At 74.1% G+C, this 20,506-nt stretch carries 19 protein-coding genes; 8 read left to right on the top strand and 11 right to left on the bottom strand.

What is annotated here, in order from left to right:
* Window positions 1–59: 59 nt before the first annotated feature.
* Together M5362_RS07425 and M5362_RS07420 are read left to right on the top strand one after the other, a co-directional pair.
* On the top strand, window positions 60–827 hold the full coding sequence (locus M5362_RS07425; protein WP_260226531.1) for a MerR family transcriptional regulator: 768 nt from the start codon (window positions 60–62) through the stop codon (window positions 825–827).
* Window positions 824–1,711, top strand: a complete 888-nt coding sequence (locus M5362_RS07420) for a hypothetical protein (protein WP_260226530.1) — start codon at window positions 824–826, stop codon at window positions 1,709–1,711. Before M5362_RS07425 ends, M5362_RS07420 begins: the two co-directional genes overlap by 4 nt.
* On the opposite strand, the gene M5362_RS07415 is transcribed toward M5362_RS07420, so the two are convergent.
* Entirely contained in the window at window positions 1,662–3,104 is a 1,443-nt protein-coding gene (locus tag M5362_RS07415; RefSeq protein ID WP_260226529.1) for an RNB domain-containing ribonuclease, read from the bottom strand. The two genes, M5362_RS07420 and M5362_RS07415, sit on opposite strands and share 50 nt — an antisense overlap.
* Before the next feature lie 97 nt (window positions 3,105–3,201).
* On the opposite strand from M5362_RS07415, the gene yaaA reads away from it, so the two are divergent.
* Both yaaA and M5362_RS07405 read left to right on the top strand, forming a co-directional pair.
* Complete coding sequence (gene yaaA / locus M5362_RS07410) at window positions 3,202–3,966, top strand: peroxide stress protein YaaA (protein WP_260226528.1); 765 nt, start codon at window positions 3,202–3,204, stop codon at window positions 3,964–3,966.
* Window positions 3,967–4,049: 83 nt separating this feature from the next.
* Complete coding sequence (locus tag M5362_RS07405) at window positions 4,050–4,697, top strand: bifunctional 4-hydroxy-2-oxoglutarate aldolase/2-dehydro-3-deoxy-phosphogluconate aldolase (RefSeq protein ID WP_260226527.1); 648 nt, start codon at window positions 4,050–4,052, stop codon at window positions 4,695–4,697.
* Here the strand turns inward: M5362_RS07405 and M5362_RS07400 are convergent.
* From M5362_RS07400 to M5362_RS07385, 4 genes are all read right to left on the bottom strand, one after another.
* Window positions 4,690–5,517 (bottom strand): GNAT family N-acetyltransferase, encoded by an 828-nt coding sequence (locus tag M5362_RS07400; RefSeq protein WP_260226526.1) that lies wholly within the window; start codon window positions 5,515–5,517, stop codon window positions 4,690–4,692. The genes M5362_RS07405 and M5362_RS07400 overlap by 8 nt on opposite strands.
* A gap of 76 nt (window positions 5,518–5,593) precedes the next feature.
* Complete coding sequence (locus M5362_RS07395) at window positions 5,594–7,051, bottom strand: bifunctional RNase H/acid phosphatase (protein WP_260226525.1); 1,458 nt, start codon at window positions 7,049–7,051, stop codon at window positions 5,594–5,596.
* A complete protein-coding gene (locus tag M5362_RS07390; RefSeq protein WP_260226650.1) occupies window positions 7,051–7,794 on the bottom strand; it encodes a zinc ribbon domain-containing protein in 744 nt (247 codons plus the stop codon). Before M5362_RS07390 ends, M5362_RS07395 begins: the two co-directional genes overlap by 1 nt.
* On the bottom strand, window positions 7,791–8,624 hold the full coding sequence (locus M5362_RS07385; RefSeq protein ID WP_260226524.1) for a Nif3-like dinuclear metal center hexameric protein: 834 nt from the start codon (window positions 8,622–8,624) through the stop codon (window positions 7,791–7,793). The genes M5362_RS07390 and M5362_RS07385 overlap by 4 nt, the downstream gene beginning before the upstream one ends.
* Window positions 8,625–9,429: 805 nt before the next feature.
* Between M5362_RS07385 and M5362_RS07380 the strand changes: the two genes are divergently transcribed.
* The gene (locus M5362_RS07380; RefSeq protein WP_260226523.1) at window positions 9,430–10,545 is read left to right on the top strand and encodes a hypothetical protein; all 1,116 of its coding nucleotides are present in this window, start codon (window positions 9,430–9,432) and stop codon (window positions 10,543–10,545) included.
* Window positions 10,546–10,580: 35 nt separating this feature from the next.
* Window positions 10,581–10,718, top strand: a complete 138-nt coding sequence (locus M5362_RS07375) for a hypothetical protein (protein WP_260226660.1) — start codon at window positions 10,581–10,583, stop codon at window positions 10,716–10,718.
* A gap of 96 nt (window positions 10,719–10,814) precedes the next feature.
* On the opposite strand, the gene M5362_RS07370 is transcribed toward M5362_RS07375, so the two are convergent.
* From M5362_RS07370 to M5362_RS07360, 3 genes are read right to left on the bottom strand one after another with little or no spacing between them, the layout of a single operon-like run.
* Window positions 10,815–11,756, bottom strand: coding sequence for a 3-oxoacyl-ACP reductase (locus M5362_RS07370; protein WP_260226522.1), 942 nt, complete (start codon window positions 11,754–11,756; stop codon window positions 10,815–10,817).
* Between the two features lie 14 nt (window positions 11,757–11,770).
* Window positions 11,771–12,847, bottom strand: a complete 1,077-nt coding sequence (locus M5362_RS07365) for a Zn-dependent alcohol dehydrogenase (protein ID WP_260226521.1) — start codon at window positions 12,845–12,847, stop codon at window positions 11,771–11,773.
* Window positions 12,848–12,875: 28 nt separating this feature from the next.
* The gene (locus tag M5362_RS07360; protein WP_260226520.1) at window positions 12,876–13,739 is read right to left on the bottom strand and encodes a MaoC/PaaZ C-terminal domain-containing protein; all 864 of its coding nucleotides are present in this window, start codon (window positions 13,737–13,739) and stop codon (window positions 12,876–12,878) included.
* Between the two features lie 497 nt (window positions 13,740–14,236).
* Here M5362_RS07360 and M5362_RS07355 point away from each other — a divergent pair, with 497 nt between their 5' ends.
* Window positions 14,237–14,842: a response regulator transcription factor gene (locus M5362_RS07355; protein WP_260226519.1), complete on the top strand. Its 606-nt coding sequence runs from the start codon at window positions 14,237–14,239 to the stop codon at window positions 14,840–14,842.
* A 46-nt stretch (window positions 14,843–14,888) separates the two neighbouring features.
* Here M5362_RS07355 and M5362_RS07350 read toward each other — a convergent pair whose 3' ends face one another.
* From M5362_RS07350 to M5362_RS07340, 3 genes are all read right to left on the bottom strand, one after another.
* Complete coding sequence (locus M5362_RS07350; RefSeq protein ID WP_260226518.1) at window positions 14,889–16,322, bottom strand: MFS transporter; 1,434 nt, start codon at window positions 16,320–16,322, stop codon at window positions 14,889–14,891.
* Between the two features lie 109 nt (window positions 16,323–16,431).
* On the bottom strand, window positions 16,432–17,625 hold the full coding sequence (locus tag M5362_RS07345; RefSeq protein ID WP_260226516.1) for a lipid-transfer protein: 1,194 nt from the start codon (window positions 17,623–17,625) through the stop codon (window positions 16,432–16,434).
* A 12-nt stretch (window positions 17,626–17,637) separates the two neighbouring features.
* Window positions 17,638–19,800 (bottom strand): acyl-CoA dehydrogenase, encoded by a 2,163-nt coding sequence (locus tag M5362_RS07340; protein WP_260226515.1) that lies wholly within the window; start codon window positions 19,798–19,800, stop codon window positions 17,638–17,640.
* 328 nt (window positions 19,801–20,128) lie between these two features.
* Here M5362_RS07340 and M5362_RS07335 point away from each other — a divergent pair, with 328 nt between their 5' ends.
* Window positions 20,129–20,503: a hypothetical protein gene (locus M5362_RS07335; RefSeq protein WP_308354859.1), complete on the top strand. Its 375-nt coding sequence runs from the start codon at window positions 20,129–20,131 to the stop codon at window positions 20,501–20,503.
* The last annotated feature ends 3 nt before the right edge of the window (window positions 20,504–20,506 follow it).

Here is a 20,506-nt window from a genome sequence, read left to right as displayed (position 1 = left end):
CTACCCGTCGCGCCGTGCCCGCTTGACCTTGTCGCGACGTCAGGGTCTGTACTGGGCTCATGCGAATCGGCGAGATCGCCGCCCTCGTGGGGATCACCCCGCGGGCCGTGCGGCACTACCACCACCTCGGGCTGCTTCCCGAGCCCGTACGGCGGGCCAACGGCTACCGCGAGTACGGCATCCGGGACGCCGTCCTGCTCGCCCGGATCCGGCGGCTCGCCGAGCTCGGGCTCGGCCTCGACGAGGTGCGGGACGTGCTCGCCGACGACGAGGGACGGGAGCTCGTGGAGGTGCTGGAAGAGCTGGACGCCGATCTCGGACGGCAGGAGGCGGTGATCCGCGAGCGGCGGGCGCGGCTCACGGAGCTGCTCGGGGAGGCGCGGGCCGGGCGGCTGCCCGCCGAGGGACCCGTCTCGGCCGACCTGGCCGACCTGTTCGCCGGACTGGGCGAGGTCCCGGAGTCCCCCATGGCCGCCAAGGACCGCGAGATCCTCGCCCTCCTCGACACCGTGGCGCCGGACGAGGAGCGGGCCGACCTGATCGGCGCGATGCGCACCATGACCACGGACCCGCAGGCCGTCGCCCGCGCCCACGACGTGTACGCGCGCCTCGACGCCCTCGCCGACGCGGGCGTGGACGACCCCCGCGTGGCCGAGGCGGGCCGGGCCCTCGCCGACTGTCTTCCGGACTCGTTGGGGGTGCAGATCGGCGAGCAGGGCGGCCTGCCCCAGGGGCGGATCGCCGAGGCCTTCTTCGGCGACTTCTCGCCCGCCCAGACCGCCGCCGTCCACCACGCCCTCCGCCTGCTCCAGGAACGGACCCGATGACCACCCTCGTCCGCCTCCTGCGCGGGGTCGCCTACGCCGCCCTGCCCGCCGAGGCCGTCCTCGTCGTCTGCCTCGTCGCCGGCGTACGGATACCCGCGCCCGCCCTCCTCGCCGCCGAGGCCGTCACCCTGCTGCTCGCCCTCGCCGGACTCGTGACGTACGTACTCCTCCGGCGGCGCGGGCTCTCCGCGCGGAACGCCCTCGGGGAGCTGGTGCCCGAGCCCGTGCTGCGGCTCGTCGGACACGAGCTGCGGCTGATGGGGAGCCTCGCCCTGTGGGTCGCCCGGCGCCGCCACGGGGTACGCCCCGGCGACCGGGTGTACCCGCACGCCCGTGACCAGGCCGCCCTCATGTACGGCTTCGCGTTCGTCTGCCTCGTCGAGACCGTCGGGATGTCGTACCTGCTCGCCGACTGGCCCGTGGTCCACGCGATCGTGCTGGTCCTGGACGTGTACACGGTGCTGTTCGTCATCGGGCTGCACGCCGCCTCGGTGACCCGGCCGCACGTCCTCACGTCCGAGGCGCTCCGGCTGCGGCAGGCCGCGCACGTCGACCTCCGTATCCCGCTCGACCGGATCGCCGCCGTCCGGCACGAGCTGCTCTTCTCCCACGAGAAGACGGAAGGGGAGCTGAACCTCGCCGTCGGCTCGCAGACCTCCGTGACCGTCGAGCTGACCGAACCGGTCGACGCGCCCCGGTTCCTCGGCGCTCCCCGGCCGGTACGGATCGTGCGCTGCCACGCCGACGACGCGCGGGCGCTGTACCGCGCGCTGGCGGCGGTCGCGGGGGACACGGCCCACCCGGCCTCGGCCCCCACCGCGGCCCCGACCGCGGTCACGCGGGAGCGAACCGGACCTTCGCCGACATCGGGTCCGCCTGCGTGAGCCGGACCCTCAGCCACTCCCCGAGCGGCAGCTCGGCGGTGCCGCCCTCGATCCGGGCGACCACCGCGGGGTCGTCCAGGTGGACGGTCCCGACGGCGGGTTCACGGTCCTTCACGTCGATCACGTACGCGTCGAAGATCTCGCCGACCCGCGCGGAGAGCAGCGCCGCCTCGACGATGTCGACGGACTCGCGCTCGATGGTGTTCGCGCGCCGCGAGCCCGTCGCCATCTCGTCGGGGAGGGCGGGGAGCGCTGCCCGTACCCACTCCGGTGGCTCCTGGCCCGCCACGGCCGCCACGCACAGCTCGCCCGCGTACCGGTCGACGAGCCGGCGCAGCGGCGCGGTGCAGTGGGTGTACTCGTCGGCCACGGCGGCGTGGACGGCGGGCGTCGGGACGCTGCCGTCGGTGAAGACCGTGTAGCCGGCGCCGCGCAGCAGGGTCGTGCACTCCTGGAGGAAGGCGGCCTGGCGGGGGTCGGCGGGGTCGGCGGCGCGGACGACGTCCGCGTACGAGACGTGGTGCGGCCAGTCGACGCCCAGGGCGTGCGCGGAGCGCCGCAGTCGGGCGACCTCGCCGACGGGCGCGGTGGGGAGCGTGCGCAGGATCCCGGTGCCGGCGGCGGTCATGAGGTCGGCGGCGGCCATTCCGGTCAGCAGGGAGATCTGGGCGTTCCAGCCGTCGGCCGGCAGTGGGGCGCGGTAGCCCAGGGCGTACGTGTGGTTCTCCTCGACGATCTCCTGGTCGGGCACCTTGAGGGAGATCCCGCCGCGTTCCGTTTCGAGGGCCTCGCGGAGCTCTCCGACGACCTTGAGCAGGGCGAGCGGCTCCTCGGCCGTACCGGAGTCGATCTGTGCCTGTACGCCGGCGTAGTCGAGTTTTGCGCGGCTGCGGACGAGGGCGCGGCGCACGTCGGTGGCGACGCGGCGGCCCTCGGCGTCGAGGTCGATCCGCCAGAGCAGTGCGGGCCGGGGCTCGCCGGGCAGAAGGCTGGCGGCGCCCTGGGAGAGCACTTCGGGGTGGAGGGGGACCTTGCTGTCGGGGAAGTAGAGGGTGAGGACGCGGCGGTGGGCCTCCGCGTCGAGGGCGGAGCCGGGGGCGACGAACGCGGCCACGTCGGCGATGGCGTAGTGGACGCGGTAGCCGCCGTCGGCGCGGCGGGCCAGGTGCATGGCCTGGTCGAGGTCGGTGGAGGTCGGCGGGTCGATCGTGAAGAAGGGGATGTCGGTGGCGTCCCGGCCGGGCAGGCGCGGGGCCTTGGCCGCCGCCTCGGCCTCGGCGAGGACGGCCGGCGGGAACGTGTCGGGGATCGCGAGCTCGGTACGGAGTGCGCGCAGGGCGGCCCGCAGCGGAGCCTCGGCTGCGCCGGTCACGTGAATGTGGCGGCGGGGCATGGACCGAGCGTATGGCGGGGGGCGGGGCCCGGCACTTTGTAGGCTGAACGCTCTGGGGCCGCACCCCCAGCCCCTGAACGTACGAAGGAGAACCACCGTGCTCGTGCTGTTGCCGCCGTCGGAGGGTAAGGCCGCGTCGGGGCGTGGGGCGCCGCTCAAGCCGGAGTCCCTGTCGCTGCCGGGCCTGGCCGAGGCCCGGGCGGCGGTCCTGGACGAGCTGGTCGAGCTCTGCGTCGCCGACGAGGAGAAGGCGCGCGAGGTGCTCGGCCTGAGCGAGGGGCTGCGTGGCGAGATCGCCAAGAACACGGAGCTGCGGACGGCGGGCGCCCGGCCGGCCGGCGAGATCTACACCGGGGTGCTGTACGACGCGCTGGGCCTGGCCACGCTGGACACGGCGGCCCGGAAGCGGGCGCGGGCCTCGCTGCTGGTGTTCTCGGGGCTGTGGGGCGCGGTACGGGTGGACGACCGGATCCCGTCGTACCGCTGCTCGATGGGCGTCAAACTGCCCGGGATCGGGGCTCTGGGCGCGCACTGGCGGGGCGCGATGGCGACCGTCATGCCGGAGGCCGCGGGGGACGGGCTCGTCCTCGACCTGCGGTCGTCGGCGTACGCGTCGGCGTGGAAGCCGAAGGGCGAGGTGGCGGCGCGGACGGCGACGGTGCGGGTCCTGCACGCGCCGACGCGGAAGGTGGTCAGCCACTTCAACAAGGCGACGAAGGGCCGGATCGTACGCAGTCTGCTGGAGGCGGGCGCGGCCCCGAAGGATCCGGTGGAGCTGGTGGAGGCGCTGCGGGATCTGAAGTACGTGGTGGAGGAGGGGAAGGCGGGGGCCCTGGACGTGCTGGTGGACGAGATCCACTAGGAGCCGGACCGGAGCAGAGACAGAGCGTTGCATTCTGCGCAACGCTCGTTGCGCAGAGTGGGGCACGCGGGCAGGATGGGGCCATGACCTCCGCGCTGCCCTCCGTCCTCGACCTCGCCCCCGTCGTCCCGGTGGTGGTGATCGAGGACGCCGCCGACGCCGTACCCCTGGCCCGTGCCCTGGTCGCGGGCGGTCTGCCCGCGATCGAGGTGACCCTGCGGACGCCCGCCGCGCTCGACGCCGTCCGCGCGATCGCCGCGGAGGTACCGGACGCCGTCGTGGGCGCGGGCACGGTCATCTCGCCGGCCGGCGTCGCGGACGCGGTCGGGGCGGGGGCGCGCTTCCTGGTGAGCCCCGGCTGGACGGAGAGCCTGCTCGACGCCATGGGCTCCTCGGGCGTCCCCTTCCTCCCGGGTGTCTCGACCACCTCGGAGGTCGTGGCGCTCCTGGAGCGCGGGGTGCGCGAGATGAAGTTCTTCCCGGCGGAGGCGGCGGGCGGCGTCCCGTATCTGAAGTCGCTCTCCGGGCCGCTCCCCCAGGCCCGGTTCTGCCCGACCGGCGGCATCTCCCTGAGCTCGGCCCCGTCGTATCTGTCGCTGCCGAACGTCGGCTGCGTCGGCGGTACGTGGATGCTGCCGGCCGACGCCCTCGCGGCCCGCGACTGGGCGCGGGTGGAGTCGCTGGCGCGCGAGGCGGCGGAGCTGCGGGCCGGCCGGCCGGCCCTCAGGTGAGGGTCAGGCCGACGTGGTCGGTCACGGGCCGGTACCCGAGCCGACGGTAGAGCGCGTTGCTCGTGGGGTTCGCCAGGTCCGTGAAGAGCAGGACCTGTTCCGCCCCCGCGTCCAGGGCCGCCCGGCCGACCGCGTGGGTGACGGCGCCCGCGTACCCACGGCCGCGCAGCCCGGCGGGCGTGAAGACCGGCGAGACCCGGGCCTGGCCCGCCACGACCGGCGAGACGCTCGCCATGGACACCGGTCCGTCGTCCGTCTCCCAGAGGTGGAGTCGGCCGTCGGCGACGCGGGGCTCGATGTTCGGGGCGTAGTCGACGTCGGCGTCCTCGCCGATGTCACGGGCGAAGTGCCGCATCCACTCCACGGCGAGCGGGATGTCCTCGGCGACCGCCGTCCGCGCCCGGCCCGGCGGCGCGGGGTCCGGCGGAGTGGGTTCGCCGAGCCGGTAGAGCCGCATCCGGCGCGCGGTCGTCCACGCCCCGCTCCCGCCCCAGGCCTCCTGGGCGAACGCCTCGGCCGTCTCCGCCTCGCCGCGCACGCTCGTCACCTCGGCCGCGTCCGGCAGGGCGCGGACGAGGGCGCGGGCGGCCGCCACGGGCATCGGGCCGAGCGCGGGTTCGTGGGGCAGCGTGAAGAGGAAGGCTCCGGTCACCCGGCCGTCCGGCTCGGTCCACCAGCCGTACCGCGCGGAGGGGAGGGGCCGGCGGCGCGCGCCTTCGCTGAGGGTGAGCAGCACGGTGTTGCGCGCGGGGTCGGCGGCGAAGTGGTCGTGGGCGGCGGCGCGGAAGGCGGCGGCGTCCTCGGTGATGTGCCAGGTCATGGGGTCGATGGTGCTACGGGAGCGGGGGCGGGTCCACGGCTTTCCGTGGCCCCGCCCCCGCTCGGGTTCCGTCGGCTCACCTCAGGTGCGAGGTGTCGTTCAGGAGTCGTACGGAGGCGTTGCCGTCCGCGTAGTACGCCACGGCCGACAGCGAGGCGGCCGAGAGCTCCATCCGGAACAGCGACTCCGGCGGTGCGCCGAGGGCCAGCCGCACCAGGGTCTTGACGGGTGTGACGTGCGTGACGAGGAGGACGGTGCGGCCCGCGTACGCGGCGGTCAGCCGGTCACGGGTCGCCGAGACGCGCCGCGCGACGGTCGCGAAGCTCTCACCGCCGCCGGTCGGGGCGGCCTTGGGCGAGGCGAGCCAGGCGTCGAGATCCTCGGCGTACCGCTCCCGTACCTCGGCGAAGGTCAGCCCCTCCCAGGCGCCGAAGTCGGTCTCGCGCAGCCCGTCCTCGATCCGTACGTCGAGTCCGAGCCGGACGGCGACGGCCTCGGCGGTCTGACGGCACCGCTTGAGCGGCGAGCTGACGATCTCCTGGATCGTCCCGCGCGCGGCGAGCGCGGCGGCGACGGCGTCGGCCTGGCGCAGTCCGGCGGCGGACAGCTCGGGGTCGGTGCCCCCGCTCCCGGAGAACCGCTTCTCGGGCGTGAGCGCGGTCTCTCCGTGCCGGAGCAGGACGAACGTGGCGGGAGCCCCCATGTCGGGCGCCCCCCACCCGCGCGCGCCGACGGCCGAGGCGGACGAGGCGGACGAGGCGGACTCGGGCTCGTGGCCGCGGACGCCCGCCTCGGCCTCGAAGTCACCGCTCGCCGCGGACTCGCGCTCGGCCGTGGCGGCGGCCGCCAGGGAGGCGCGGGCCTGGGCGGCGATCGTCCCGTCGGCGGGGAAGAGCCCGTCGTCGGGGCCGGCACCCCCGGCGCCCGTGGCCGTAGCGGGACGCGTACCCGTTCCCGTACCGGCGAGCGCCGCACGTGCGCGGGCCGCGCCCGCCGTCGCGTCGCCCGGGGGTCCGTCCCACTCCGCAGGCTGGGGACCCGAGGGCGGCGACGACGCGCTGCGCGCCGCCGAGGCGTCCAGGGCGGCAGTGGACGCCGAAGGCTCCCACTGCCTGCCCCGCTTGCCCGCGTCCATCGCCTCGTTCGCCAGACGGTCCGCGTGCTTGTTCTTCTCGCGCGGGATCCACTCGTAGCGGACCTGGCGCGCGGGGAAGATCCGGGCCGCCTCCGCCGCGAGCGGCTTCATGTCCGGGTGCTTGATCTTCCAGCGGCCGGACATCTGCTCGACGACCAGCTTGGAGTCCATCCGGACATGCACCGTCGCGTCGGGGAACAGCTCACGCGCCGCCTTCAGCCCGGCCACCAGGCCCTTGTACTCGGCGACGTTGTTCGTGGCCACGCCGATGTACTCGGCGCGCTCCGCGAGCGTCTCGCCGGTCACCGGGTCCAGGACGACCGCGCCGTATCCGGCGGGCCCCGGGTTCCCCCGGGAGCCCCCGTCGGCTTCGACGACGACTTCCCTGACGGCCGTCATTACAGGCCGGACTCCGACGTACGGACCAGGATCCGGCGGCAGTTCTCGCACCGGACCACGGTGTCCGCGGCGGCCGCCCGGACATCGTTCAGCTCGGTGATGTTCAGCTCGATGTGGCAGCCCTCGCACTTGCGCTGGTACAGCCGCGCCGCGCCGACACCGCCCTGCTGCTCGCGCAGCTTCTCGTAGAGCTTCAGCAGGTCGGCCGGGACGGAGCCGGCCACCAGCTCGCGCTCCTTGCCCACCGACGCCGCCTCGCCGTCCAGCTCGGCCTGCGCCGTGTCGCGGCGGGCGGTCGCGTCGTCGGACTTGGCCTGGACGGCGGAGGCACGCTCGGTCAGCTCGGCGACCCGCTCGGCCGCGGACTCACGGCGCTCCATGACCTCGAGGACGATGTCCTCCAGGTCGCCCTGGCGCTTGGCGAGCGAGGTGATCTCGCGCTGGAGGCTCTCCAGGTCCTTCGGGGAGGAGACGGCGCCGGAGTCGAGACGCTGCTGGTCCCGGACGGCACGCTGGCGCACCTGGTCGACGTCCTGCTCCGCCTTGGTCTGCTCGCGGGCGCAGTCGCTCTCCTCGGTCTGCGCGGCGACGAGCAGGTCGCGCAGCTGCGTGAGGTCCTTGTTCAGCGACTCGATCTCGGCGTGCTCGGGCAGGGACTTGCGCTTGTGGGCGAGCTGCTGGAGACGGACGTCCAGGGCCTGGACGTCGAGGAGTCGGATCTGGTCGGCGGGCGCGGCGTTCAGTTGGGGGCTCCAGGGGAGGTGTGATGGGAGGACCAGGGGTCGGTGACCGTCTTCGAGACGTGGACACGCAGGTCCCAGCCGTGGCGGTCGGAAATCTCGTCGAGCTGGGCGGCGGCCTGCTCGCACCAGGGCCATTCGGTGGCCCAGTGGGCGGCGTCCACCAGGCCGATCGGCCCTGAGGAGGTGAGCGCGGCCTGGGTGGCCTCGGACACCGGGTGGTGGCGCAGGTCGGCGGTGAGGAAGGCATCCACGCCCGCGGCCCGTACGGCGTCGAAGAGGCTGTCGCCCGAGCCGCCGCTGACCGCGACCCGGCGGACGGTCATCCCGGGGTCGCCGGCGACCCGGATCCCCTGGGCGGTGGCGGGCAGCCGCTTCGCGGCGCGGGCCGCGAACTCGGCGAGCGTCTCGGGGTGGTCCAGCTCGCAGACCCGGCCGAGGTTGTTCTCGGGGACCAGGGGGCCGGTGATCCGCAGGCCGAGGGCGCCGGCGAGGGCGTCGGAGACTCCGGGATCGGCGGTGTCGGCGTTGGTGTGCGCCACGTGCAGGGCGATGTCGTGCTTGATCAGCGTGTGCACGACGCGGCCCTTGAAGTGGGAGGCCGCGACCGTCGTCGTCCCGCGCAGATAGAGCGGGTGGTGGGTGACGATCAGGTCGGCGCCCAGCGCGATCGCCTCGTCGGCGATCTCCTGGACGGGGTCGACCGCGAAGAGGACACGGGTGACCTCGGCGTCGGGGTCGCCGCAGACCGTGCCGACGGCGTCCCACTGCTCGGCCCGGTCGGGTGGCCAGAGAGCGTCGAGCGCGGCGATGACTTCAGACAGACGGGGCACGGAGGAAAGGCTACCTGGCCTCCGTGCCCCGCCGTCCTGCCTGTGGACAACCATCGGAATCGCCGTCCCCTCTCTCTGTCGGCTCTCTGTCGGCGCTCTGTCGACGAGGCCGCCGCGCTGTTCCTCGACGAGGCTGGTGCGACGACCGTCGAGGGCGGGGCGCCGCGTCCTCCCTGAATACGTGGGCATGCCACCGTCTCCCGGGGAGAGAGCCTCACCGAGGGGCTCGGTCCCGAGCGGGACGACGCTCATCGTCCTCGCCGACGGCGAGGACGACGACCCGCGTCCGAGGCGGAGGTGATCTCCGTCGTACCGCGCGCGTGGGTGAGGGTGCGCGGGAACCCCCCCGGGCGTCGCGTCCGCCCCCTGGCCGCCGTCCCGGCGGCCGCGCCGCCGAAGTCCGTGCCGCCCGTGGCGACGCCCCTCCGTCGCGGCGCCCTCCTTGTCTTTCCCGAGGTGGCGGCCGGTGGGAGAGGACGGGAGCCACGGGGGCGAAGGAGGGCCCTGGGGCCCTCCCGTACAGGCGCGGGGACACGCGGCCCGGGCCCGCGGCGGACAGCGTTGCGTGCGTCGGTGCGGCCCCGGTTCACCCGTGCGCACGCCGGTCTGCCCCGGCTCCGCGACCGGAGGCACAGGCTCCACTGAGGGTCGCCTTGCCTGGCGCACCACGCACCTCTCCAGCACAGCAGGCCCCCTGTCCTCAGCAGAATCGATTCACGGCCACCCTTATGTGTGAAGTGACCCGGCTCGTGTTGTTCGGCAGGAAGTGCGAAAACTAGCTTCGGTGGCCGGAGGTGACGAGTCGATGACAGCCTGTGCCATCGAGACAACGACGGATGACGGCGGCGCGGTGCGGCCGGCGCGATTCACGATCACGGCGAACGGGGCGTACGCGGCGCGGCTCGCCGGCACGGGGGACGCCCTGTACGCGGAACGGTGGACGCTGGACGGGCCGGAGCCGTACGCCGTACCGCTGCCGCTCGACCAGCCCGAGGAACCCCACACCCAGCTGCTTCCGCTGGCGGACGGGCGGGTGCTGATCGGCCGCCGCGTGGACGGCCGCCGCCACACGTTCTCCCTGCTCTACCCGACGGGCCCGGGGACGGGCCAACTGCTCCTGGGAGCCGTCGAGGCCGACGAGCTCGTGCTCCTGCCACCCTCCCCGGACGGCATCTGCGGCTACGCGATGTGCGTCGGCGCCGACACCACCACGATCTGGCTGGTGGCGGGCGGGGCGTTCGGCCCCGAGCAGGTCGCCGAGGTCAGGGGCCGCTGCACGGGCGGCGTCTGGCTGGACCGTACGGGGCGGATGCTCGCCCTCGACCGGTCCCTCGACGACGGCCCGGTGAAGGCGGTGGCGGTCGACCTGGAGCGCGGCGGCGAGGTGACGCCGCTGCTCCAGATCACCGAGGAGAGCAACGACCGACTGCTGACGGCCGACCCGGACAGCGGGCTGCTGCTGATCCGCTCCGACGCCCCTTCACCCGGCCACGACCGGCTCGGCTGGGGTGTGCTCGGCAGTCTGCTGCCGGTCCGCTTCCCCGAGTGCCTGCGGCTCGACGACGCCGCGGTGACCCCCTTCGCCGTCCAGCCGGGGCAGGTGCTGCTGCCCGAGAGCTGCTCGGTCGCGCTGCGGATCGACGCGGCGGCCGGGAGCTGGGTCGGGATGTGGCGCCCCGCGGAGCGGCGGATGCACCAACTGGCCGCCCCCGCCGGGTGGCTGGCCGGGTCGGGCGTCTGGACGCAGGAGGGCGTGCTGAGGCTCCCGTACGCGACCGAGGAGACGACCTGCGGGCTCCTCGGCCTGGAGGTCCCGCCGGAGCCCGAACCGGCCTTGGTCACGGTCACGGTGGAGCCGCGCGTCTGCCGCCCCGTCCCTCTTCAGCAGGCACCCCTCGCCGACCGTAAAGCCGCTGGTTAGACTCACGGCCGCACGACAACAGCGATCATTACGGGGTGAGTTCCACCATGTCGGAAGCGCGTACGGACGGGACGGAGTCGCAGGGCTCCGGAAAGCATCGCGGCGAGGCGGCGCCGTCGGAGGACTCCTCGTCCTCCCCCCACGGCCGCCACCGCCGCGACGCGGACCACTAGTCGCGACCACGTCGGACAGCCCCGGGAGGAATCCCGGGGCTGTCCGGCGTTCTTCACCTGGTGACGTGCGGGATCCGGGCCGGGATCCCCCGCTCCTCACCCCCGCTTCAGTCCGAGGACCTCCGCCGCCGCGAACGTCTCCCCCGCCGGCCGCGCCGCGTAGTGCGGGGACAGCAGCCCGTCCAGCTCCTCGTACGTGAAGGCGTCCTTCGCCGTGTCGAACTTCGCCGCGACCTTGGGCCGGTCCACGATCGCGACCATCCCGCCGTGCACGACGAGCAGCTGGCCGTTGACGGCCGCCGCCGCGGGCGACGCCAGATAGCCCACCAGCGGCGAGACGTGCTCCGGAGCCAGCGCGTCCGGCTCGCCCTCCGCCGGCTCTCCGAAGCCCGCGAAGACGTCCTCCGTCATCCGGGTCCGCGCGCGCGGGCAGATCGCGTTCGCCGTCACGCCGTACTTCGCCAGCGCCAGCGCCGTCGACGTCGTCAGCCCCACGATCCCGCCCTTGGCGGCGGCGTAGTTGGGCTGGCCCGCCGAACCGGCCAGGAACGCCTCCGACGAGGTGTTGACGATCCGGCCGTACACACCGGACTCCCCCGACTTCGCCCGCCCGCGCCAGTGCACCGCGGCGAAGTGCGTGGTGTTGAAGTGCCCCTTCAGATGGACCCGGATCACCGAGTCCCACTCGTCCTCGCTCATCGAGAAGACCATCCGGTCCCGCAGGATCCCCGCGTTGTTGACCAGGATGTCCAGCTTCCCGAACTCGCCCACCGCCAGGTCCACCAGACCCCGTGCCGTCTCGAAGTCGGCGACGTCGCCCAGGTGCGCGACGGCCCGGCCGCCCGCCGCGCGGATCTCCGCCGCGACCTCCTCGGCGGGAGCCGCCGACGCCTCGCCCGAGCCGTCGCGCCCCGGCTGCCCGTAGTCGTTGACGACGACGGCCGCGCCGAGGCGGGCCAGCTCCAGCGCCTCGGCGCGGCCCAGGCCCCGGCCCGCGCCGGTGACGATCGCGCTCAGCCCCTCTAGAGGGAGTGACATCTGTCGCGGTCCTCTCAGATCCCGATGCAGGTGCGCAGGGCGACACCCGTACGCATCTGCTCCAGCGCCTCGTTGATCCCGGAGAGCGGCACCCGGTGGGTGATCAGCGACTCCAGGTCGATCCGGCCGGCCCGCCAGAGCGCGATGGCCCGCTCGTACGAACGCAGCACGTCACCGCCCCCGTACATGGACGGCAGGATCCGCTTCTCGTCGAAGAACAGCTCGAACATGTTGAGCTGCAGGAAGTCGTCGAGCGCGCCCGCGCCGACGACGCAGAGCGTGCCGCCGCGCCGGGTCGTCTCGTACGCGGTCCGGGCGGTGGCGGACTTGCCGACGACCTCGAAGACGTAGTCGAAGCCCTCGCCCGCGGTGACGCGCTGCTTGGCGTCGGCGAGGGCGTCGGGGGCGACGGCCTCCGTCGCGCCGAAGCGCAGGGCCGCCTCGCGCCGGGACTCGACCGGGTCGACGGCGACGATCTGGGCGGCGCCCTGGAGCCTGGCGCCCTGGATCGCGGAGATGCCGACGCCGCCGCAGCCGATGACGGCGACCGAGGAACCGGCCTCCACCTTCGCCGTGTTGATGGCCGCGCCGAGCCCGGTGGTGACGCCGCAGCCGATGAGGGCAGCGATGTCGAAGGGCACGTCGTCGGGGATGGGCACGGCGCAGCCCGCGTCGACGACGACCTCCTCGGTGAACGTGCCGGTACCGGCGAAGCCGAAGACGTCACCGCCGGGGCGCTTGAAGTTGGGGGTGCCGGCGTTCATGAAGCCGGCCAGGCAGAGCTGGGTCTGGCCGCGCTTGCAGGCGGGACAGACCCCGCAGGCGGGCAGCCAGCACAGCAGCACCCGCTGGCCCTCGTTCAGCCCGCTGACCCCGTCGCCGATGTCGACGATCTCGCCGGCACCCTCGTGGCCGGGGATGAACGGGGCGGGCTGCGGGAGCACGCCGTTCATGGCGGAGACGTCGGAGTGGCACAGTCCGGTCGCCCTGACCCGGATCCTCACCTTGCCGGGACCGAATCCCACCGCCTCGACGTCGTCGAGGACCTCCAGTTTCTCCTGGCCGATCTCGTGCAGTACGGCTGCGCGCATGGTGCGGCTCCCTCCGGGAGGTCAGGGGTCACGAACACTCGACGAGGGTGTCGGCGAGCACGGGCGCGTCCGCGCGCTCCACGGCCGTCACCGACACCTGGACGCGGCCGGGCTCGGGAGAGTCCTGCCACATCCGGATACGCAGGGTCTCGCCGGGGAAGACGATCCCGGCGAATCGGGTGCGGTACGAGCGGACGCGGGCGACGTCTCCGCCGAGCACCGTGTCCACCACCGCCTTGAGGGTCATGCCGTACGTGCAGAGCCCGTGCAGGATCGGCCGGTCGAAGCCGGCGAGCTTGGCGAACTCGGGGTCGGCGTGAAGGGGGTTCCAGTCGCCGGAGAGCCGGTAGAGCAGCGCCTGCTCCTCGCGTACGGGCCGCTCGACGGTCCTGTCGGGCTCGCGGTCCGGGAGTGCGAGGCGGTCGGAGGGTCCGCGGTCGCCGCCCCAGCCGCCCTCCCCCCGGACGAAGATCTGCGCGTCGCTGGTCCACAGCGGGCCGTCGTCGTCGGCGACCTCGGAGCGCAGCACGAGGACGGCCGCCTTGCCCTTGTCGTGGACGGCGGCGACGCGGGAGGTGGTGACGGCCCTGCCCTGGGCGGGGAGCGGCCGGTGGAGGGTGATCGACTGTCCGCCGTGCAGGACGGCGGCGAGGTTCACGTCGATGCCGGGGGCGGAGAGGCCGCCGACGACCCCCATGCCGGCGCCGGCGACGGTGGCGAAGCTGGGCAGGACGTGGAGCCTGGATTCGAGGGTGTAGCGGAGCTCGTCGGGGTCGGTCGCCGGGATGCCGGCGCCCAGTCCCAGGTGGTAGAGCTGGACGTCCTTGTGGCCCCAGGAGATCTCGGCACTGCGGGGCTCGGCGGCGACGGCCTTGGCGGCATCAATGGGCATGGGGATGCTGCTCCTTGGAGATCCGTGAGGATCCTCGACGAGTGGAGGACCTCGGTGCGGCCGTCCGCACCGTCGGCCGCACCGAGGCCGTGCGGGACCGTCCCGTACGCGCCCGTTCTAGAACGCGTTCTAGGTCGGTGATTCTCATGTATAGCCGAGCGGGGATGAGTTGAGAACCCTTTCGGCGAGCTCTCTGACGGTACGTCAGTTCTGTGGGGCGCGCGGGAGGGCCGGACACCCGTTCCGGTCGGGTCCGTACCTTCACTCCTGCCGTGAAGCGGGCCGATCCGTCGCTTCGAAGGACCGGGTCCGCCCGACCGTGACGGACGGCGGCGGCGGCGGATCCGCCGCCGCGGGCAGCGGCCTGAAGGGCTTGAGCGCGCGGCGCGCGACCGTGGGCGGCACCCTGGACTCGGGGCCCCCGCCACGCGGAGGGTTCCGGGTCACCGCGGAACTCGCCGTGGAGGTCCAGGGGTCGCACGAGTGGGAGCCCACGGATGATCAGAGTTCTCCTCGCCGAGGACCGGGGCACGATGCGGGGCGCGCTCGCGCTGCTGCTCGGCATGGAGCCCGACATCGAGGTCGTCGCCCAGGTGGGCCGGGGCGACGAGGTCGTGGACGCGGCGCTGAACAGCCGGCCGGAGGTGGCGCTCCTGGACATCGAGCTCCCCGGCCGCTCCGGCCTCGACGTCGCCGCGGACCTCCGCGACGAGGTTCCCGACTGCCGGGTCCTGATCCTCACGACCTCCGGCCGGCCCGGCCACCTGCGCCGCGCGACGGAGGCGGGCGCGGCGGGCTTCCTGGTGAAGGACGGGCCCGTGGAGGAGCTCGCGAACGCCGTCCGCCAGGTCCTGCGCGGCGAAACGGTCATCGACCCGGCGCTCGCGGCGGCCGCCCTCGGCGCGGGCCCGAACCCGCTGACGGCCCGCGAACGGGACGCCCTGGCGGCCTCGGTGGACGGCGCGACGATCGCGGACATCGCGGCCGCCCTCCGCCTCCCGGAGTCGGCCGTCCGCGACGACCTCTCCTCGGCCATCGGCAAGACGGGCACCCGCGACCGCGGGGAAGCGGTCCGGGCGGCGCGGCAGCAGGGGTGGCTCTGACGGGGGGTCAGTCCTGGCGGCGCGGCAGCAGGGGGCTCTGACGGGGTCAGTCCTGGCGCTCGGGCCGCGGCAGCCAGACCAGCATGAGGACCGCCGCCGCGAGCAGGACACCCGTCGCCGTGCGGAAGGCCAGGGCGTAGCCCTCCGTCAGGGCGGCGGGGCTGGTGGCGCCGGAGGTGCGGGCGGCGGCCACGGTGGAGAGGACGGCCAGGCCGAGCGCGCCGCCCATCGTGCGGGAGGTGTTGACCAGGCCCGAGACCAGGCCGGCGTCGCCGGGCGCCGCGCTGGAGGTGGCGAGGGTGGCCAGCGGGGTGGTGAGCAGGCCGATGCCGGCCATCATCAGGATGCCGGGGCCCAGGATGATGGTCAGGAAGGTGCCGTCGGCGGTCATCGTCGACTGCCAGCCGAAGCCGGCCGCGGCGACGAGGGCGCCGATGACCGCGAGGTTCCGGGCGCCGACCGTCGGCATCAGGCGGGGGGCCAGCTTGGAGCCCACGATGACGCTGACGGAGCTGGGGACCAGGGCGAGGCCCGCCTGGAGCGGGGTGTAGCCGAGGACGTTCTGGGCGTACACGGTCATGAAGAACCACATGCCGAACGAGGTCGAACCGGCGAGCAGGATCGACACGTTGGCGGCCGTGACCGCCCGTGAGCGGAACAGCTTCAGCGGCATCAGCGGGGCCGCGGTCCGTGCCTCGACGGCGACGAAGACCGCGAGGAGCGCCAGGCCGCCGAGGAGCGGGACCAGGGTGGCCGGGTCGCCCCAGCCCACCTCCTCCGTCTGCACGATGCCGTACGCGACGGCGGCGAGGCCGCCCGTGACGAGGACGGCGCCCGGCAGGTCGAGCCGTCGGCCGGCGCCGGTGCGGCTCTCGGTCAGCCACAGTGCCGCGCCGACCAGGACGAGGACGCCGACGGGGACGTTGATCAGGAGCACCCAGCGCCAGGAGAGGAGGTCCACGAGCACACCGCCGACGAAGCCGCCCGCCGCGCCTCCGGCCGCACCGACGGCCGTCCAGGTGCCGATGGCCCGGGTGCGCGCGGGGCCGGCGGGGACGGCGGCGGTCACGATGGTGAGCGTCGCGGGCGCGAGCACCGCGGCCCCGAGACCCTGCACGGCCCGGGCGGCGACCAGCTGCCAGCCCTCCTGCGCCAGCCCGCCCGCGACGGAGGCCGCGGTGAACAGGCCGAGCCCGAGCAGGAACATCCGCTTGCGGCCGAAGAGGTCGGCCGCTCGCCCGCCGAGCAGCATGAACCCGGCGAACGCGATGGAGTACGCGTTCAGGACCCACTGCAGTCCGGTCGCCGAGAGACCGAGGTCGGTCCGCATCGACGGCAGGGCGACGTTCACCACCGACACGTCGAGGACGACCAGGAACTGGCCCGCGCACGCGGCGAGGACGACAAGCCAGGTGCGCGGGCCGGGGCGTACGGACGCGGAGTGCGCGGGGGCCGACTCGCGTGACTCGGTGTGGGTCATGCATGTGATGGTCGCAGAAGGCCCGTGCCCCGTACATGGGGATTCGGTCCTACACCCCGGGCCGGAGGTCCTACGACCTCCGGAGCACGTGAAGGCCGCCGCTGGAGGCCTACGCCCTCCGGAGCATCGTGACGACCGCCGCCCCGCCGAGGCCGATGTTGTGCGCGAGGCCGACGCGGGCCCCCTCGACCTGGCGCGGGCCCGCTTCGCCGCGGAGCTGCCAGACCAGCTCGGCGGCCTGGGCGAGACCGGTGGCGCCCAGCGGGTGGCCCTTGGAGATCAGCCCGCCGGACGGGTTCACGACCCACCGCCCGCCGTACGTCGTCGCACCCGACTCGACGAGCTTCCCCGAGGCCCCGTCCTCGCACATGCCGAGCGCCTCGTAGGTCAGCAGCTCGTTGACGGAGAAGCAGTCGTGCAGCTCCACCACGTCGACGTCCTCGATGCCGAGTCCGGACCGCTCGTAGACCTGCCGGGCCGCGGCGCGCGACATCGGCCGGCCGACGGCGTCGATGCACGATCCGGAGGCGAAGGAGTCCTCCGTGTCCGTGGTCATCGCCTGCGCGACGATCTCGACGGCCTTGTCGTGCAGCCCGTGCTCGACCACGAACCGCTCCGACACCACGACGGCCGCCGCCGATCCGTCGGAGGTGGGCGAGCACTGCAACTTCGTCAGCGGGCGGTGGATGGTCTTGGCGGCGAGGATCTCCTCGACCGAGTAGACGTCCTGGAACTGGGCGTTGGGGTTGTTCGCCGAGTGCCGGTGGTTCTTGGCGCCGACGGCCGCGAGCTGTGCCTCCGTCGTCCCGTACCGCTCCATGTGCTCGCGGGCCGCGTTGCCGAAGATCTGCGCGGTCGGCGGGGACATCTCGAAGCCGTGACCGGCGGCCATGATCCCGTAGTGCCGGGCGACCGGCGACGTCGCGAAGTCGCCCCCGTCCGATCCCCCGCCCAGCGCCCCGCGCGCCATCTTCTCGAAGCCGAGCGCGAGGACACAGTCGCCGGCCCCGCCCTCCACGAACTGCCGGGCCATCATCAGGGCCGTCGAGGCGGTCGCGCAGTTGTTGTTGACGTTGTAGACGGGCACGCCGGTCAGGCCGAGCTCGTACGCGGCGCGCTGCCCGGCCGTCGAGGCCTGGAAGCAGTAGCCGACGGGGACCTGCTCGATCTCGTCGTACGCGACCCCGGCGTCGGCGAGCGCCGCCGTCCCGGCCTCGCGCGCCATGTCCCAGTACTGCCAGTCGCGCGTCTCGGGCTTCTCAAACTTCGTCATCCCGACGCCGACGATGTACGCCTTCCCCATCTTCGGTTCCCCTCAGTCTCTGGGCAGGCCGAGCAGCCGCTCGGCGACGACATTGAGCTGGACCTGTGTGGTGCCGCCCGCGATGGTGAGGCAGCGGGACATCAGCAGCCCGTGCACCGCCCGCTCCCCCGCCCCCTCCCGAACCGCGCCGTCGGGGCCGAGCAGTTCGAGCGTGAGCTCGGCGAGCTTCTGCTGGTGGACGGTCTGGACGAGCTTGCGGACGCTGGCCCCGGCCCCCGGTTCGAGGCCCGACACCTGGAGCATCGTGGTACGCAGCCCGATGCAGGCGAGCGCGTGGGCCTCGGCCGCCAGGGCCCCGATCCGTACGCGTACGGAGCTGTCGGCGTCGGCCGCGCGCTCGATCAGCGCTTCGAGGCCGGAGTCGAAGGCGACCTGGTCGGCCATGTGGACGCGTTCGTTGCCGAGGGTGTTGCGGGCGACGCGCCAGCCGTCGTTCACCTCGCCGACGACGGCGTCGGCGGGCAGCAGCGCGTCGTCGAAGAACACCTCGTTGAAGAGCGAGTCGCCGGTGATCTCCTTGAGCGGCCGGATGTCGATGCCGGGGGTGTTCTTCATGTCGACGAGGAAGTACGTGAGTCCCCGGTGCTTGGGCGCGTCCGGGTCGGTGCGGGCGAGCAGGATGCCGTGGTCGGCCCACTGGGCCGCGCTCGTCCACACCTTCTGTCCGTTGATCCGCCAGCGGCCGTCCTCGGTGCGTTCCGCCCTGGTGCGAAGGGAGGCGAGGTCGGATCCGGCGCCGGGCTCGGAGAAGAGCTGGCACCAGAGCAGGTCACCGCGGAGGGTGGCGGCGAGGTGGGTCTCCTGCTGCTCGGACGTTCCGTACGCGAGGAGGGAGGGCACGACCCAGGTGGCGATCCCGAGGCCGCCGACCACGATGCCGGCCGCGTCCAGCTCCCTCTGGACGGCGATCTGCTGGAGGGGTCCGGCGCCGAGGCCGTAGGGCGGGGGCAGGTGCGGGGCCGCGTAGCCGGTGGCGGCGAGGGCGCGGCGGGCGTCCTGGGGGCCGAGCCCGGCGGCGGGTGCGATCGCCTCGCGGGCCGCGGCGCGGAACGCGTCGGCCTCGGGCGGCAGTTCGAGCCGCAGCTGGCGCCGCGTGCCTTCCGCGGCGAGCCGGACGGCCTGTGCCCGGTGCGTGTCGCCCGGGCCGAGGAGCTGGCGGGCGACGAGGGCCCGGCGGAGGGTGAGGTGGGCGTCGTGTTCCCAGGTGAAGCCGATGCCGCCGAGGATCTGGACGCAGTCCTTGGCGCAGCTGTAGGCGGCGTCGAGGGCGGTGGAGGCGGCGAGGGCGGCGGTCAGGGGGCGCGCGTCGTCCTCGGTGGACCGGGCCGCGTCCCAGGTGAGGGCGCGGGCCTGTTCGAGTCGTACGAGCATGTCGGCGCAGAGGTGCTTGACCCCCTGGAACTGGCCGATGGGCCGCCCGAACTGCTCGCGCGTCCTGGCGTACGCGGCGGCCGTCTCCAGCGCCCGGGCGGCGTTTCCGCAGGCGTCGGCGGCGAACAGCACGGCGGCGAGCTCCGGTACGAGGGCGGGGTCGATGTCCAGGACCCGGTGGGCGGGGACGTGCACCCCGTCAGCGGTGACCTGGGCGGTCGGCCGGGTGGGGTCGGCGCTCTCGTGCGGGCGGACGGCGAGGGTCTCGGCGTCGACGGCGGTCCAGACGACGCCCCGCGCGGTGGTGGCGGCCAGGATCAGCAGATCGGCCTGGGCGCCGCCGAGGACGGGCGGGGCGCTCCCGTCGAGCCGCAGCCCGCCCTCGGTCTCGACGGCGGTCAGCCCGCCGGCCCCGAGGGCGACGGCCCCGGTCCGGGCCCCGCTCGCGAGCTCCGTGACGAGGCCGGCGGCGCCGGCGCGGCGCAGGATCTCACCGGCGAGCACGGAGGGAAGGTACGGCCCCGGGAGCAGCGCCCGCGCGGCCTCCTCCAGCACGACGGCCAGGTCGACGAGCTCACCGCCCCCGCCCCCGTACTCCTCGCCCAGATGGATCCCGAGGAGCCCCTGGCCGGCGAGCGCGTCCCAGTGGGCGGGCCGTCCGACGGCGCTCTCGGCGGGCGCGTCGAGCAGCTTCCGCACGTCCTCGGACGGCACGGCCCGGGCGAACCATCCGCGCACGGACCGGGCCAACTCCCGCTGTTCCTGCGTGATTCCGATGCCCATGGGGCGCAGACTAGAACACGTTCCAATCTGACGGAAGGTCAGATACAGGGGGACTTCGCTCAGGTCCGCGGAGGCGCGCCCGCTCTGCGCGCCGGGGAGCCGAACGCCGGTCCGGGGAGCCGGCCCCCGGTCCGGGGAGCCGAACCCCCGACTGGCGCGACCACGGCTCGGTGCTGCGCCGCATCCTGCCTCAGTTCGCCAGAGCGCTGGTCAACGGCCTCGTGGAGCCCTTCCGCATAGGCGAGGTGGGACGCTCGTTCGCTCGTGGTGACTGGCGGCAGTGGCCCGCGCACCGGGCCGCGGCGGTGTGGGAGTTCCTGGAGGCCTGGTGGGCTCACGGCCTCGCCGATCCGGCTCCCCCGTCCCTGTCCATGAGCTCCTGGCCCTGTGCACCGAAGCCTCCGGCGCGCTGAGCCCGTGGCTCACGGTCTGGGAGGGGCGCGACGGCAGCGTCGCCGACCGGCACCTGGCCGAGGCCGCCGCCCACTGGGAGTACGACCTGCTGGGTGACGAACTCCCCTGGGACGCGTGGGAGGACGGGGAAGCCCTGCGCACCGAACTCGCCGCCTGGCTGGTCCGGTGCGTCCCTGCACGACTTCAGGCCCAGCACGTCCACGAGGAACTGGTGCACCGGATACGGCTCGTCGGACTGACCGGCCCCGCTCGCTGGGAAGACCCGCACTGGCCCGGTCACCGCTACTGACCC

This window comes from Streptomyces sp. Je 1-79, from assembly GCF_025195125.1.
Classification (GTDB): domain Bacteria; phylum Actinomycetota; class Actinomycetes; order Streptomycetales; family Streptomycetaceae; genus Streptomyces.
Note: the sequence above shows the minus strand (reverse complement) of the source record. Positions and strands in the feature narration are given on the sequence as shown.